Genomic DNA, 13,658 nt, shown 5'->3' with positions numbered 1-13,658 from the left:
TTTTATGGCGGAGTGGCAATGATTTTAGCCAACTATCGAGTCGCATATGGCCTGAGAATAATCACTAAAAATCATCCGGCGACTGGAAGTGTTGCCCCAGCTTGTCCACATCCGGACCATTATCCAAGGCCGGAATGCCATCCACACGACCCGATAAAGTTGGCATACGAATCTGAAATTCAACACCGCGAATATCCAGCGCTATAAAACTCAGCTTTTCCTGTTTACGCCCGGCAAGTGTTAACTGCCAGCGCGGTTTATCCGGGTGCTGTGGGTCAAACCAATGTTTGCTGTTGTGATCAACGGCTAATCGGCTCACCCGGTCGCTCCCCTGTTGATGGACTTCAATACTCACTAATTTGTTATCCAGCAGTGTTTGCCACTGCTTGGCTGCTGCCGTGTTTGATGTCATAAGTGCTGGCCCGCCTTCGGATGCAGACTCATCCACTACTAGCGGTACACCGTCTTCGATGGTTTGCTTCAGGCTCAGGTTATGAAGGGTACCATCCACAAATTCCAGACGCAGATGATAGAACGCAGCAGCATTCTTAATATTCTTGATGGTAATTGCACCATCAAACCCCTGAACAATTTGCTGCACAAAATATAACCCCAGACCTTTGCCATGGTGCTCTTTTATTCGCCGGGTGGAATAGCCCAGTTGAAATATCTGATCGAATTGATCAGCAGGAATTTCCGGGCCGCGATTATAAATGCGCAAATCCAGATATTGTTGTTGCTCAGTTAACGATACGGACACGCCAGAAAATGGACTTTTATAAGCTCGCTTAGCGGCAAAAAACTGAGCATTACGCAATAAGTTTTCCAACATCAGAATAAAGTGATTGGCATTACCCAATAATGGCTCGCAGGGCTGTAATTCAACCCTAAAAGCACCATTCTCATCCAATAACAGCTGAGGATTATGATCGGACAACACAATACCGAGGTGTTGTGTCAGGCTATCCTGTATCGCCTGAGCGGGATCAAAATAGGGAGAAACCGGCAAATCGGTTAGCGCCATTCCCTGTAGTTCCGCTTCAAACACCTGCTCTTCACAGCGGGTTACCTGATTGCCGATATGCAGCGCCATATTATCGGTGGTTGATAAATCCAATAAATCCCATAAATAACGCATCGCCTGTAGTGCATCGTCATAAGAAGTGCTTTCCTGTGCAGCACATTCTTTCGCCATCGGGCTTTGTTCTTTTGCGTTTAGCAAAGCAGACTGAACCTTATCAAACGAAATCACACCGTTATGCCGTACTTCAGAGGCAATACTTTTAAAATGCAGGAACTTTTCATCGTACTCGATATATTCGAGCAATTTATCACTGATAAATAACTTCAGTTTATCGGTATGACTGGCCGAGGTTTGTGCTTTCAACTGGAGTTCTTTTTTATTGTTCCATAATCGTTGCACACGTTGTTTTAATGTCTTTTTCTGCTGTCGGAATTGGCGTACCTCCCATAAGGCCATAATAAAAAACAAAAAAATGCTCACCTTAAGATACAGGATATTTAATACTTCAACGGGAATTTTCAGAGCCGTTTGTAAAAACGGAGAGAGATAAACAAGCACATAAAACAGCAATAGGCCGGCAAACAGTAAGGTTTTCCAGGGGTAATAAATATGGAATTTGAATTTTTCTTCGGTTGTTTGTTTCATCATCTATTACCCATCAGACTGTTCCGGTGTTTTCCATAAATACGCGCCTTCGGCGCCAAAGGTAACAACCCCTTCACCCTGGCGACACATATCCATAAACGCCGCTTCATCACCATGAGCTAACGCCAGAGATTTACGCACGGTTTTAATATGCTGGCGATAATTGGCGTAAGAGAATTTTTCCAGATCAGCATCCAGCTTGTCGGCAATCTGCATTGTGGTTAGTGGTCTTGGAGAAGCCTCAACCAGAAAGCGTAAGATCTTACGTGGTGTTGGTGCCAGAGGACGTGCCGGATTAGCCGGGTTCATTAATCGATTATTCTTCCAGCGTACTTCCCAACTCACCAGATCGATCACCAGATCGCCGCGGGTTAACAACGGATTAACCGGAGCTGCGGCCAGTACAGGCTTCAGTAATGCTTTGATGCGCCATACCAACACCCCTTCGATATTGCGCTGATTTTTTGCGATAAAGTCCTGAGTAACCCCTTGCTGAAAGGCTTTTTCCTCAATACCGGTTCCGGAATGTTCAGATAAAAAGACGATGGGTAATGCTGGCCATTTTTTTAACAGGGCTTTTGATAATGAAAATCCACCATCATCATCACCATTCAGGCTGGCATCCAAAATGGCAATCTGTGGTGCGTCATTATCCGCTGTCTGTGCAATACGGTTGTGTGCTGCCTCCTGCTGTTTAAACACTTCCAGACGATTATCAGCTTCAGCGGAGACACCGGAAAAGTCCGTTGTTTGTAATAACGGCCGGAATTTATCGATCCAATGCTGCTGATCTTCCACCCAGAATATCTTGATCATGATTCAGCTTCCTGAGCCCGTTTCGTCCCTTCAGCATACCAAGCCATGACAGAAACAACAGTGCACAACTCAGCGAAAGCGACAGATATCACATTCTTCTCACCGATTTTTCACCAGCCTTTTGCAACATACTTTCATCGGCTCATCACGGCCCTGCGGCCCGCAGCCATGACTTTATTGAGGAGCACATCATGAATAATTTGCTAACACTCTGGTCCGGCAATCCGGGCCTGTCAGCCGCCATCTGGCTGACCCTCATCATGACACTGATGTATTTTGGCCGCCAGCCAGCGCATCAGATTCTGAATTCTCTGGGAAGCGGATTACGTCGCCTGTTTCGCCTCAGCAGCCGCTCATTACAGCAAACGGGAAAACACCTCAGCCAACGCAATCGTGAAGTATTATTGAACGCCGCCCGGCGCGACGCAGAACGCCGTATTGAACGGGAGTTCAGCCGTATCCAGACTCTGGTCGCCCGTGACCTGTCGGGGTACCCGGCACTACAACGACAACTCAGCACCACCATTGAAGCCATTGAGCATAATTACCAGCAATCCAGTGATACACCGCCCCTGCCACCTGCCTGGAGTGACGTTGTCACGACCATTGCGGCATTACCCACTCACGGCGACCCAACCGTCGCCAAGGTGCTCAGCAATATTCAGCAGGCAGTTGAAGAAACCCATAAAGAAACCTTAAAAGTCTGGCAAGCCAATGCCGCAAAGCACCACGAGCAGTTAGCAGCAATGCAACCACAATGGCGCTCTGTTAATGACACCTTGGGTGAAGTCAGCAAAACCGTCGACAGTCTGGATGAGCGCAGTCATCAGCTGGATAAACAAATGCAGCACTATGAAACACTGCGTCGCGGTGAAGATGTGGCATTACGCAGCCTGACTTCCAGTTCTCTGACGCAATTTTTTATTTCCGGCCTGGTATTAACCATTGCTTTATTGGGCGGCCTGATTAACTTTCAGCTGATTGCCATGCCGATGTCTGAAATGGTGGGCGGCACCAGCTATATCGGCACCATGAAAACCTCCGATATTGCCGCGCTGGTGATTATTCTGATCGAAGTGGCTATGGGCTTATTTTTATTGGAATCCATGCGCATTACCCGTTTATTTCCGGTGATTGCCAGCATGGACGATAAAATGCGCCGCCGCATGATGATCATCAGTCTGGTTATTCTGACGATATTAGCCAGTATCGAAGCCTCGCTGGCTTATATGCGGGATTTACTGGCGCTCGATCGCGAAGCGTTACAACAATCATTAACGGCTGCGAGCAGCAGTGCCAGTGTGATTAACAGCCATGCTGAATTCCGCTGGATTCCTTCCATCGGTCAAATGGTGATGGGGTTTATTCTGCCTTTTGCACTGGCCTTTATTGCCATTCCATTGGAGTCATTTATTCAGTCCTTACGCACGGTACTGGGCCTTATGCTGACGGCTTTACTGCACTTTATGGCAACAAGCTGCCGTGGCCTTGGCAACTTATTCGCCAGTGTCTTTTTCACCCTGACTCAGGTGTATGACCTGCTGATTATGCTGCCGCTGGCGATTGAAAAACGTATCAATAAAAAGCGCCAGATAAAAACCGAAGCTGACGATCACTCTGCATTGGCTCTGTAAATTACAGGAGATCTGTATGAATCATTTTATAAAACCGATAAACACGATAAAAAAATTATTAGCCACGGCGTTATTTCCCATCGCGGTAACCGGGCTACCCTTTGGTTTAAGCGGCTGTGGTGAACAGGCACCGGAAAATAAAGCCGTCTATTTATTAATTGATACTTCAGGTACCTATACCGAAGAACTGACCAAAGCTCAGGCCATTATTAATTACCTGCTGGCCAATCTCGATAGTGGTGACTCGTTTGCTGTTGCACGTATCGACAGCGGCAGTTTCAGCGAAAAAGATATTATCGCTAAAACCACGTTTGATATGCGTCCCAGTGCAGCTAATGATCAAAAACGTTTATTTAAAGTAGCGATTGATGATTTTGCCCAACAGCTGACACATGGCAGTGCTAACACAGACATCAGTGGTGGGGTATTACAAGCCAGCCAATACCTGAACGAAACCGGAGCTAAGCAAAAATACGTCTTTATTTTTTCAGACTTAGAAGAGGATTTACCCCATGATCACTTTAGAGATTTTTCAATTAGCCTGGATGACATTCACGTCGTTGCTCTCAATGTCACTAAGCTACGCAGTGATAATCTCGACCCAAGAGACTACCTCAAACGACTAGCTAACTGGCAAAACCGGGTTGTCGAAGGGGGTGGAGACTGGCGAGTATTAAATGATCTGGAAAGAATGGATAAACTGATGGCGAGACGTTAATTTCACGGTTTTTATTCTCCCACCCGAAAAGGTGGGAGAATAATGTGAACATTAATAGCGGAAATTAGCCACAATGGTATTCAGATCCGAAGAAGCAGTATCCAGCTGCTGCTCGGCCACTTGAGCAGTCACTTCAGAAGCTTCTGAGGTTTGTTCAGCCAACACGTTAATACGGGTAACGTGTTTCTCAAGATCCGCCACAACGCTGGACTGCTCTACCGTTGCCGTTGCCACCAGTGTGGCCATGTCTGTCATAGTACTGATGGAATGACGAATAGCATCCAGTGCCTCGGATGCTTGCGACGATTGCGACACAACCGTGGCACAACGCTCTCCGCCTTTTTGCATCGCGCTGACTGCAGCGGCAGAAGTCGATTGCAGTTTTTCAATCATACTGCCAATCTCTTCTGTCGCTTGGTGAGATTTCTGCGCCAGATTACGAACTTCATCGGCAACCACCGCAAAACCACGTCCTTGCTCTCCGGCACGTGCCGCTTCAATGGCTGCATTCAGTGCTAATAAATTGGTTTGTTCAGAAATACCAGAAATAACCCCCAGCACCGAGCTGATCTGACCCACGTCATCGGCCAGACGCTCTACTGCGGTTGCAACATCCTGCAGCTCAGTATTCAGTGCTCCCATTTCCTGGGTGGTGTGTTGCATTAATTGCTGGCCTGAATCCGACTCCTTCACCGCAGTATTACTGGCACTGGCGGTCTGCTCTGCATTGGCAGCAATTTCTTTAACCGTTGCTCCCATCTCAGTAATCGCGGTTGCCACCAGAGCAATGCTCTCAACCTGCTCCTGTGAATTATGATGGGAATCTTTTGATGATTGCTGTACCTGACAAGCGGCGTTATGAACCTGCTCAGCAGTGCCGGCTAATCGAGCAATCAGACTGCGCATATTTTCACTGAACTGATTAAAAGCCCCGGACAAAGCACCGACTTCATCACGGCTGTGCACCACCAGGCGCCGGGTCAGATCCGCATCACCATCGGCAATGCCCTGCAGCATCGCAGAAGCATCCACAATCGGGCGGGTAATCGATGATGCTTGCCAAACGGCAACCAGAATAAAACCAGCAATTAAGGCCAGGTTCAGTAACACCACCAATACCAGCGTATCATTCAGTGCCGCAAACAATTCGTCGGTTGGCACTTCCGCAATTACATACCAGTCCAGATCAGCAATATACTGACTGGCAATCAACCGTGGTGACGGCTCAGTGATCATTTGTACCTGAACCATGTTTTTATTCAAAAAGCCTGACAACTCAGTCGATAACTGCGAGCGCTCGGCTAAAAAATGCTGGCCAGACTGACGCTTGTCCGGATGAATCTTAATCACACCATCCGGCCCGGTCAGATACACCACGCCGGTTTCGCCCAAATGGTAGTTACTGATAAAGTTAGATAACTGGCTGATTTCCAACCCTAAACCGGTAATCGCTTGCTGGCCCGGAATGCGATGATTAATAAACAGCGTCAGCTGTTGGTTTGTAGTCTCGTCAATATCCAGATCCAGAATGTAAGGTTTTCCACTGGCCACAAAATCATAAAACCAGTTATCGGTCGCCGGGTTTAACTGCCGTACTAAACCTTTCGCGGTGTAATAATTACGGCTGTCTCCTGACACCAGATAAGTGGTCAGCGCCCGCTCCTGATTCTGAATATCGGCTAAGTAACGTACCACAGATGGCAACATAGCACTGTCTTCGCCATCAGCCAGCCACTGATTGACCGGAGCATTGGCTGACATGCTGCGAGCCACGGCCAGTCGGGTTTCAATTTCCAGCGCTACTTTTGCAGCAACCCCGGATAATGCCGTTGGTATCTCGCTATCGGATATACGCTCAATCGTGTTATTACGCACCAAAGCCGCCGTTAACACGGTGGATAAGGTGATGGAAATTAATAATGCGCCGCCAATCGCCAGCAGCAGTTTTCTTTTTAACGGTAAATGTGACCAGTTCATATCGTTCTCCCGGAAGTTTTTTAAGCCTAGCAAACATTTTCAGCAAGGTAGGCCAAAAAGGGCGATACAGCGGGAACTACTGTTCTATAAACAGCATAAATACTCAGAACACAGCAGCTGAAACAGCAGGCATTAATAAGGCTTTTTTGATTTTTCAGGAAGGTTGCTTAATTGGCGCGCTCGGAAGTGAGATGGTCTTTTCGGCATCCTGCCTACAACCCTGCGGGCGCTACGCGGACCAAATCGTTCCTGACGATTTGTCGAACCTACGAAGGTTCTCATCCAACCGAGCTGATAAGAATTATTCAATAAATATTTAGAAAAATTAAATCGGTTTGATTTTTTAGGAAGGTTGCTTAATTGGCGCGCTCGGAAGGATTCGAACCTTCGACCGCCTGGTTCGTAGCCAGGTACTCTATCCAGCTGAGCTACGAGCGCGTCTCTTAAGGCACTCTCTGAAACAGAGAGTCAAACAACATCACGATTGGAATCATTCAATAAAGAATGGCGCGCTCGGAAGGATTCGAACCTTCGACCGCCTGGTTCGTAGCCAGGTACTCTATCCAGCTGAGCTACGAGCGCGCATCGTGGGGCGCGTATTTTACAGAGAAAACAAAGTGTGTCAACTCATTTTATACGCATCTGCATGAAGCAGAAAAACGTGGCGGAGAGAGAGGGATTCGAACCCTCGATAGGGGTAAACCTATACGCCCTTAGCAGGGGCGCGCCTTCAGCCACTCGGCCATCTCTCCATGTCACGGCGCGCATAATACCACGTTATTTTGAAATTCAAAGAAAAATTTCAAAGAAATTAATACTTTAGAAATTTTTCCTGAAAAATATCCGGCCTGTCAGCGCCAACAGGCCGACGGGATCAGTAGTTGCCGTTCGCCTCTCCATCACCATCTTTTTCGCGCTGAATGCGCTGATAGATTTCTTCACGGTGTACAGCCACTTCTTTTGGTGCATTTACACCAATTCGTACCTGATTTCCTTTTACACCAAGGACAGTAACAGTTACATCGTCACCAACCATCAGTGTTTCGCCTACACGACGGGTTAAAATAAGCATAGGATTCTCCTAACATTCCTGTTCGATTTTAGGGTGCTGTTGGCATAAGCCGAGTTCTCATCCCTTGCATCCAGTATTGACCAGTCTGGCCAGATTGAAAGCGACAACTTTAGGGTTATTGAGAATTTTTAGTTATTAAAGAGAGATCAGTCATTGAGCTCTCTTTAAAACTTATCAGGAAGGACAGAAATCAGGCGTCCGCTTCAGCATCTAATCCAAATGCTGTATGCAGCGCGCGCACTGCCAATTCCAGATATTTTTCTTCGATCACCACTGAAATTTTAATTTCAGAAGTGGTGATCGCCAGAATATTAATATTTTCGTCTGCCAGAACTTTAAACATCTTGCTGGCAACACCAGCGTGAGAACGCATTCCCACACCCACCATAGACACTTTACAGATGTCATCAGTTCCGGTGACTTCACGAGCTTTTAATTCTTCCGCAGTGGCACGCAGAATATCTAATGTTTTCTGGTAGTCATTGCGGTGAACGGTAAAGGTGAAATCCGTAGTGCCATCGGCCGACACATTCTGAATAATCATGTCGACTTCAACATTCTGATCACTGACCGGAACCAGAATTTTAGAAGCAACACCCGGAATATCAGGTACACCTTTTACGGTGACTTTGGCTTCATCGCGGTTAAAAGCAATACCGGAAATAACTGGATTTTCCACGGAGCTGTTCTCCTCCATTGTGATCAGAGTGCCGTTTCCTTCCTGAAAGCTGGAAAGAACACGGAGCGGAACTTTGTATTTGCCTGCAAACTCAACCGAACGAATCTGCAGAATTTTTGAGCCCAGGCTGGCCATTTCCAGCATTTCTTCAAACGTAACCTTTTCCATACGCTTGGCAGAAGGCACAACGCGCGGGTCGGTGGTATACACACCGTCCACGTCGGTATAGATCTGACATTCATCGGCTTTTAGTGCCGCAGCCAGTGCCACACCGGTAGTGTCAGAACCACCACGGCCCAGCGTGGTAATGTTGTTATCGTCGTCGATACCCTGAAAGCCTGCTACCACACACACACCGCCGGCATCCAGCTGGGCACGCATAGCATCCGTATCAATGTCTTCAATACGGGCTTTCATATAAGCACTATCGGTTTTCATACCCGCTTGCCAGCCGGTAAACGAACGGGCGTTAATGCCGCGCTTCTGTAATGCCATCGACAATAAAGCAATGGTGACCTGCTCACCGGTCGAAACCAACACATCCATTTCACGTGGAGTTGGATTGTCTGAAATGTCTTTTGCCAGACCAATTAAGCGGTTGGTTTCACCGCTCATTGCCGACACGGCAACCACAACCTGATGACCAGCGTCGTGGAAAGACTTTACTTTGTCTGCCACATGCTCGATGCGCTCGATTGAACCAACCGAGGTTCCACCGTATTTCTGTACGTATAACGCCATGATAATTCACTGGGGTCGACTGAATTTAAGGGGCGCTAATTAAACACTAATTGGCCCATTCAGAAAAGATTTGGTGGTAATTCAGGCAGTTTTCAAGGGTATTTAACCAAGTAAGTCAGCATTTAATGAACAACTCGCAACCCAACTCAAGTTATCAGGCAATAAAAAACCGTGTTATTGAATATCAATAACACGGCTTCAATATCAAACTAAGACGTGGCAGGAAGTTAAGACAGCTTTTCAGCCGCCCAACTTTCAAATGCTTCCAGCGCCTGATCAATACCTTCTGGTTTCTGACCACCGGCCTGAGCCATTTCTGGCTTACCACCACCGCGACCATCGACATATTCAGCAACCGCTTTCACCGCATCACCGGCTTTGGCTTTGCCAATCACATCTTTGGTGGCACCGGCCAGCAAAGTCACTTTGCCGTCGTTATCGGCGGCCAGCAGAATCAGCGCAGAACCCAGCTTGTCTTTCAGGCCATCCATGGTGGTTTTCATGGTTGGAACATCGGTGCCGTCGATACGGGCGGTCAGTACTTTCACACCTGCAATCTCTTTTGCCTGGGCTGCCAGGTCCGAACCGGCGGAGCTGGCCAGCTTGGCTTTTAATGCTTCAATCTCTTTTTCCAGCTGACGGCTACGGCTCACTAGTTGCTCAACTTTATCGGCGACGTTTTCCGTGCTGCCTTTTACCAGGCGAGCGATGCCGTTTAATGCACCTTCCTGTTCTGCAATAAAGTCCAGCGCCGCCTGACCGGCAACCGCTTCAATACGACGAACACCCGCTGCTGCTGATGCTTCAGTAATGATTTTCAGCAGGCCTAAGTCACCGGTGCGCTTGGCGTGTGTGCCGCCACACAATTCAATAGAGAACTGCTCTTTGCCTTCACCGGAACCCATCGACAGCACACGAACTTCGTCGTCGTACTTCTCGCCAAACAAGGCCATCGCGCCACTGTTTTTGGCATCGTCGATGTTCATCAACTGTGTAACTACTTCGCTGTTATCGCGAATCTGCTCATTCACTATGGCTTCAACCGCGGCCAGCTCTTCTGAGCTCATGGCTTCCAGATGAGAGAAGTCAAAACGCAGCTTATCGTAAGTCACCAGCGAGCCTTTCTGAGTGACATGCTCACCCAGAACGCGACGTAATGCTTCGTGCAGTAAGTGCGTGGCAGAGTGGTGCAGAGTTGCCGCCGCACGCTTGTCGGCATCAACTTCGGCACTCAGTTGATCGCCAACCTTTACGCTCCCCTCAACCAGCACACCGTGGTGGATATGGTTGCCGTTGTCTTTGGTGGTGTTGTTCACCTGGAACACCACGCCGTCGGCTTTCAGGAAACCGCTGTCACCAGCCTGACCACCACTTTCACCATAGAAAGCCGTTGCATCCAGCACTAACAGCGCTTCATCACCGGCGTTCAGAGCATCGACTTTGTCGCCATCTTTAATCAGCGCCTGAACAACACCCGTGTTGCTGAGTTGCTCGTAGCCGCAGAACTCGGTGGCACCGTCCAGACCTAAACCACCCGCCGCTTTGGCAGAGAAGTTACCCGCCGCACGTGCGGTTTCGCGCTGATGCGCCATGGCTTTATCGAAGCCTTCTTCATCCACTTTCAGGTCTTTTTCACGCGCCACGTCGGCAGTGAGGTCCAGCGGGAAGCCATAGGTATCATACAGTTTAAACACGGTTTCACCGGGAATGGTGTCACCGTCCAGCTTAGCAATAGCATCGTTAAGAATGCCCATGCCTTTATCCAGAGTCTTGGCAAACTGCTCTTCTTCCAGGCGTAATACCTTAACCACCTGATCCTGCAGCTTGATTAATTCCGGATAGGCTTCACCCATCTGTTCAGCCAAAGCCGGTACCAGTTTGTGGAAGAAACCCGCAGGTGCACCCAGCATATGACCATGACGTACCGCACGGCGAATAATGCGGCGTAACACATAACCGCGGCCTTCGTTCGATGGATATACCCCATCCACCACCAAAAAGGCGGTTGAACGAATATGGTCAGCAATCACACGCAGCGATTTGTTTTCGCTATCGCTACAACCAGTAACGTCACCGGCTGCTTTTAACAGCGCCTGAAACAGGTCGATTTCGTAGTTGGAATGTACGCCCTGCATAATCGCCGAGATACGCTCCAGACCCATACCGGTATCCACCGATGGCTTTGGCAGCGGCTGCATTTCACCGTCTTCAGTACGGTTGAACTGCATAAAGACGTTGTTCCAGATCTCGATAAAGCGGTCGCCGTCTTCTTCTGGCGTACCGGGTTTACCGCCCCAGATATGCTCACCGTGATCGTAGAAAATTTCGGTACACGGACCACAAGGACCGGTATCACCCATTTGCCAGAAGTTATCCGAGGCGTATTTAGCGCCTTTGTTATCACCAATACGGATAATGCTGTCCGCCGGGATGCCCACTTCTTTATTCCAGATAGCAAAAGCTTCGTCATCTTCGGCATAAACCGTGACCAACAGCTTTTCAGTTGGCAGATTCAGCCACTGTTCCGATGTCAGGAATTCCCAGGCGTATTTGATCGCATCCTGCTTAAAGTAATCACCAAAGCTGAAATTACCCAGCATTTCAAAAAAGGTATGGTGACGGGCGGTGTAACCGACGTTTTCCAGGTCGTTGTGTTTCCCCCCTGCACGCACACAACGTTGTGACGAAGTGGCACGGGTGTAACTGCGTTTATCATGACCCAGGAAACAGTCCTTAAACTGCACCATACCAGCGTTGGTGAACAGCAAAGTTGGGTCATTAGCCGGAATCAACGGGCTTGAGGCAACCACTTCGTGGCCCTTGGAAGCAAAGAAGTCGAGGAACTTCTGGCGAATTTCTGAGCTTTTCATACGGTGCTTAAATCCGAGCGGACAAATAAAAGCGAGAGTATAGCGGTTTCCCCGTAGTTGGGCTAACCAACATCCATTCAGGCGCCCTATTCCGGTTTAACCCAGGTATCGTTAGGTCACGAATGGTCAACCAACATTGGCCGGATCGCACCTCCTTGCAAGCCACAACGTGCTGAATAATCGCCTCAAAATTGATTCAGGAAGAAGCACGTATGACAGCCATAACACGCCGGTTATTGCTTATTTTTTCAGGACTATTATTGCCCGCCCTCTGTTTCTCAGACAGTGATAAAGCACAGTGGCTCAGCTATCCGGATTCACTACCGGTTTTTGATTACAGCGGCGACAAGCTCAAACAGCACTGGCCGGAGTTAACCAAAGCGACGTTTATTGCTTTTCCCAGTGCCGACAACTTGGCCGAGCAAGCGCAGCGGTATCCACAGTTACTGGATACCAACTGGAACGCTCCGGATTCTGACTCTGCTAACGCCCAACCTCAGCCGGTTCACCCGGCTGTCAGCCAAGCCATTAACGGAGATTTTCAGCCGTTATCCGCTGCCGTTACTCAAGTATGGCGCTTTCATTTTCAGGGTCAGTTTCAGCAAGCTTACGAACTGGGAATTCAATTGGGGCCAGCAGGCCTTATTCCGGCGTTTTACGCTCGTCTGATGCATACGGCATTTCTGCAGCACGACCCACAAACACGCCTGCATCATTATCAGGAAATCATTAGTTATTCAGAAGCCCTGCTGCCACTGGTTCCGGATCATCCGGATGCGTTATTTGGAGCAGCATATGCCTATGCCCGCGAACTGGAGTTATTAGCCACGTCGGCCGCGGTTGGCAGCGGTCATCTGAGCATTGCCCGGGATATGCTGAAAGAGATGCAACAACAGTTTCCCGATCGGGCGCTTTATTTTGCCATTGAAGGCGCCTTACAGGCCGGTGTTGTCGAGCGGGTTGGTTCATTTCTTGGCCGTATTACGTACGGTTCGACTGAATCCGGTGCGTTAACCCGGTTTCAGAAAGCTCTGACACTGGAGAATCAACTCCCGGTTATTTTAAATGAATACGCCATTGCCCTGACCCGGCTGGATCACAAAGAATACGCCGGAGAAATACAGCAACTGCTGACTCAATGCGCACAACTGGAAGTGTTCAGCGCTGAAGAAGCATTAAATCAGCAAGCGTGTCAGAATAAGCTATCGCAGCTGACCCTTGCAGGTAATTGAATGACCCTTCCCTTTGCGGCGGATATTGCTACACCTTTATTACTGGTTCTGCTGGTACTGAGCGCCACCTTGCTGATGCTCAGACTGGCACTCGGCCCCTTTGCTCATATCCGCTTTCTTCATCTGCATAAGGCCTACCTCAACTGGCCGGGCGGTTTACGCCTAGCATTACAGAGTGTCGCCGTGTGCATTATTGTGATCAGTGTTTTACACCTGCTCGGGGGAATCACTTTCTCACGCCCTCAATAAG

General features: G+C 48.6%; 10 protein-coding genes and 3 tRNA genes. 4 read left to right on the top strand and 9 right to left on the bottom strand.

The features are described 5' to 3' along the window. Positions 1-64: 64 nt before the first annotated feature. Together ACO05E_RS11990 and ACO05E_RS11985 are read right to left on the bottom strand one after the other, a co-directional pair. Positions 65-1,672 carry a sensor histidine kinase gene (locus ACO05E_RS11990; protein ID WP_419813167.1) on the bottom strand — a complete coding sequence of 536 codons (1,608 nt, stop codon included), beginning with the start codon at positions 1,670-1,672 and terminating at the stop codon, positions 65-67. A 3-nt stretch (positions 1,673-1,675) separates the two neighbouring features. Beyond that, positions 1,676-2,485: a DNA-binding response regulator gene (locus ACO05E_RS11985; RefSeq protein ID WP_419813166.1), complete on the bottom strand. Its 810-nt coding sequence runs from the start codon at positions 2,483-2,485 to the stop codon at positions 1,676-1,678. Between the two features lie 191 nt (positions 2,486-2,676). On the opposite strand from ACO05E_RS11985, the gene ACO05E_RS11980 reads away from it, so the two are divergent. Then, positions 2,677-4,119, top strand: coding sequence for a hypothetical protein (locus ACO05E_RS11980; protein WP_419813165.1), 1,443 nt, complete (start codon positions 2,677-2,679; stop codon positions 4,117-4,119). A gap of 16 nt (positions 4,120-4,135) precedes the next feature. Continuing rightward, positions 4,136-4,837 carry a VWA domain-containing protein gene (locus ACO05E_RS11975; RefSeq protein ID WP_419813164.1) on the top strand — a complete coding sequence of 234 codons (702 nt, stop codon included), beginning with the start codon at positions 4,136-4,138 and terminating at the stop codon, positions 4,835-4,837. 51 nt (positions 4,838-4,888) lie between these two features. Here the strand turns inward: ACO05E_RS11975 and ACO05E_RS11970 are convergent, their stop codons facing one another. From ACO05E_RS11970 to alaS, 7 genes are all read right to left on the bottom strand, one after another. After that, positions 4,889-6,814: a methyl-accepting chemotaxis protein gene (locus ACO05E_RS11970; protein WP_419813163.1), complete on the bottom strand. Its 1,926-nt coding sequence runs from the start codon at positions 6,812-6,814 to the stop codon at positions 4,889-4,891. Between the two features lie 361 nt (positions 6,815-7,175). Next, positions 7,176-7,252, bottom strand: a tRNA-Arg gene (locus ACO05E_RS11965). Between the two features lie 67 nt (positions 7,253-7,319). Then, positions 7,320-7,396: transfer RNA gene (locus tag ACO05E_RS11960), tRNA-Arg, on the bottom strand. A gap of 80 nt (positions 7,397-7,476) precedes the next feature. After that, a tRNA-Ser gene (locus ACO05E_RS11955) sits at positions 7,477-7,566 on the bottom strand. A 122-nt stretch (positions 7,567-7,688) separates the two neighbouring features. Further along, positions 7,689-7,886, bottom strand: coding sequence for a carbon storage regulator CsrA (csrA, locus tag ACO05E_RS11950; RefSeq protein ID WP_255857519.1), 198 nt, complete (start codon positions 7,884-7,886; stop codon positions 7,689-7,691). Positions 7,887-8,076: 190 nt separating this feature from the next. Then, a complete protein-coding gene (locus ACO05E_RS11945; protein ID WP_419813162.1) occupies positions 8,077-9,306 on the bottom strand; it encodes an aspartate kinase in 1,230 nt (409 codons plus the stop codon). Between the two features lie 227 nt (positions 9,307-9,533). Next, positions 9,534-12,176: an alanine--tRNA ligase gene (gene alaS, locus ACO05E_RS11940; protein WP_419813161.1), complete on the bottom strand. Its 2,643-nt coding sequence runs from the start codon at positions 12,174-12,176 to the stop codon at positions 9,534-9,536. 212 nt (positions 12,177-12,388) lie between these two features. On the opposite strand from alaS, the gene ACO05E_RS11935 reads away from it, so the two are divergent. Both ACO05E_RS11935 and ACO05E_RS11930 read left to right on the top strand, forming a co-directional pair. Continuing rightward, positions 12,389-13,408: a hypothetical protein gene (locus tag ACO05E_RS11935; protein ID WP_419813160.1), complete on the top strand. Its 1,020-nt coding sequence runs from the start codon at positions 12,389-12,391 to the stop codon at positions 13,406-13,408. Continuing rightward, on the top strand, positions 13,409-13,657 hold the full coding sequence (locus ACO05E_RS11930) for a hypothetical protein (protein WP_419813159.1): 249 nt from the start codon (positions 13,409-13,411) through the stop codon (positions 13,655-13,657). Position 13,658 lies beyond the last annotated feature (1 nt).

Source organism: Bacterioplanoides sp., assembly GCF_965226395.1.
In the GTDB taxonomy this organism is placed as follows: Bacteria; Pseudomonadota; Gammaproteobacteria; order Pseudomonadales; family Oceanobacteraceae; genus Bacterioplanoides.
The sequence above is the reverse complement of the archived record's forward strand: the minus strand, read 5'-3'. Positions and strand labels throughout refer to the sequence as shown.

What these genes read in the sequence shown, in the direction of transcription:
- ACO05E_RS11990 (WP_419813167.1), bottom strand. Translation starts at nt 1,672, where the DNA reads ATGATGAAACAAACAACCGAAGAAAAATTCAAATTCCATATTTATTAC.
- alaS (WP_419813161.1), bottom strand. Translation starts at nt 12,176, where the DNA reads ATGAAAAGCTCAGAAATTCGCCAGAAGTTCCTCGACTTCTTTGCTTCC.
- ACO05E_RS11985 (WP_419813166.1), bottom strand. Translation starts at nt 2,485, where the DNA reads ATGATCAAGATATTCTGGGTGGAAGATCAGCAGCATTGGATCGATAAA.
- ACO05E_RS11935 (WP_419813160.1), top strand. Translation starts at nt 12,389, where the DNA reads ATGACAGCCATAACACGCCGGTTATTGCTTATTTTTTCAGGACTATTA.
- ACO05E_RS11945 (WP_419813162.1), bottom strand. Translation starts at nt 9,306, where the DNA reads ATGGCGTTATACGTACAGAAATACGGTGGAACCTCGGTTGGTTCAATC.
- ACO05E_RS11930 (WP_419813159.1), top strand. Translation starts at nt 13,409, where the DNA reads ATGACCCTTCCCTTTGCGGCGGATATTGCTACACCTTTATTACTGGTT.
- ACO05E_RS11970 (WP_419813163.1), bottom strand. Translation starts at nt 6,814, where the DNA reads ATGAACTGGTCACATTTACCGTTAAAAAGAAAACTGCTGCTGGCGATT.
- ACO05E_RS11980 (WP_419813165.1), top strand. Translation starts at nt 2,677, where the DNA reads ATGAATAATTTGCTAACACTCTGGTCCGGCAATCCGGGCCTGTCAGCC.
- csrA (WP_255857519.1), bottom strand. Translation starts at nt 7,886, where the DNA reads ATGCTTATTTTAACCCGTCGTGTAGGCGAAACACTGATGGTTGGTGAC.
- ACO05E_RS11975 (WP_419813164.1), top strand. Translation starts at nt 4,136, where the DNA reads ATGAATCATTTTATAAAACCGATAAACACGATAAAAAAATTATTAGCC.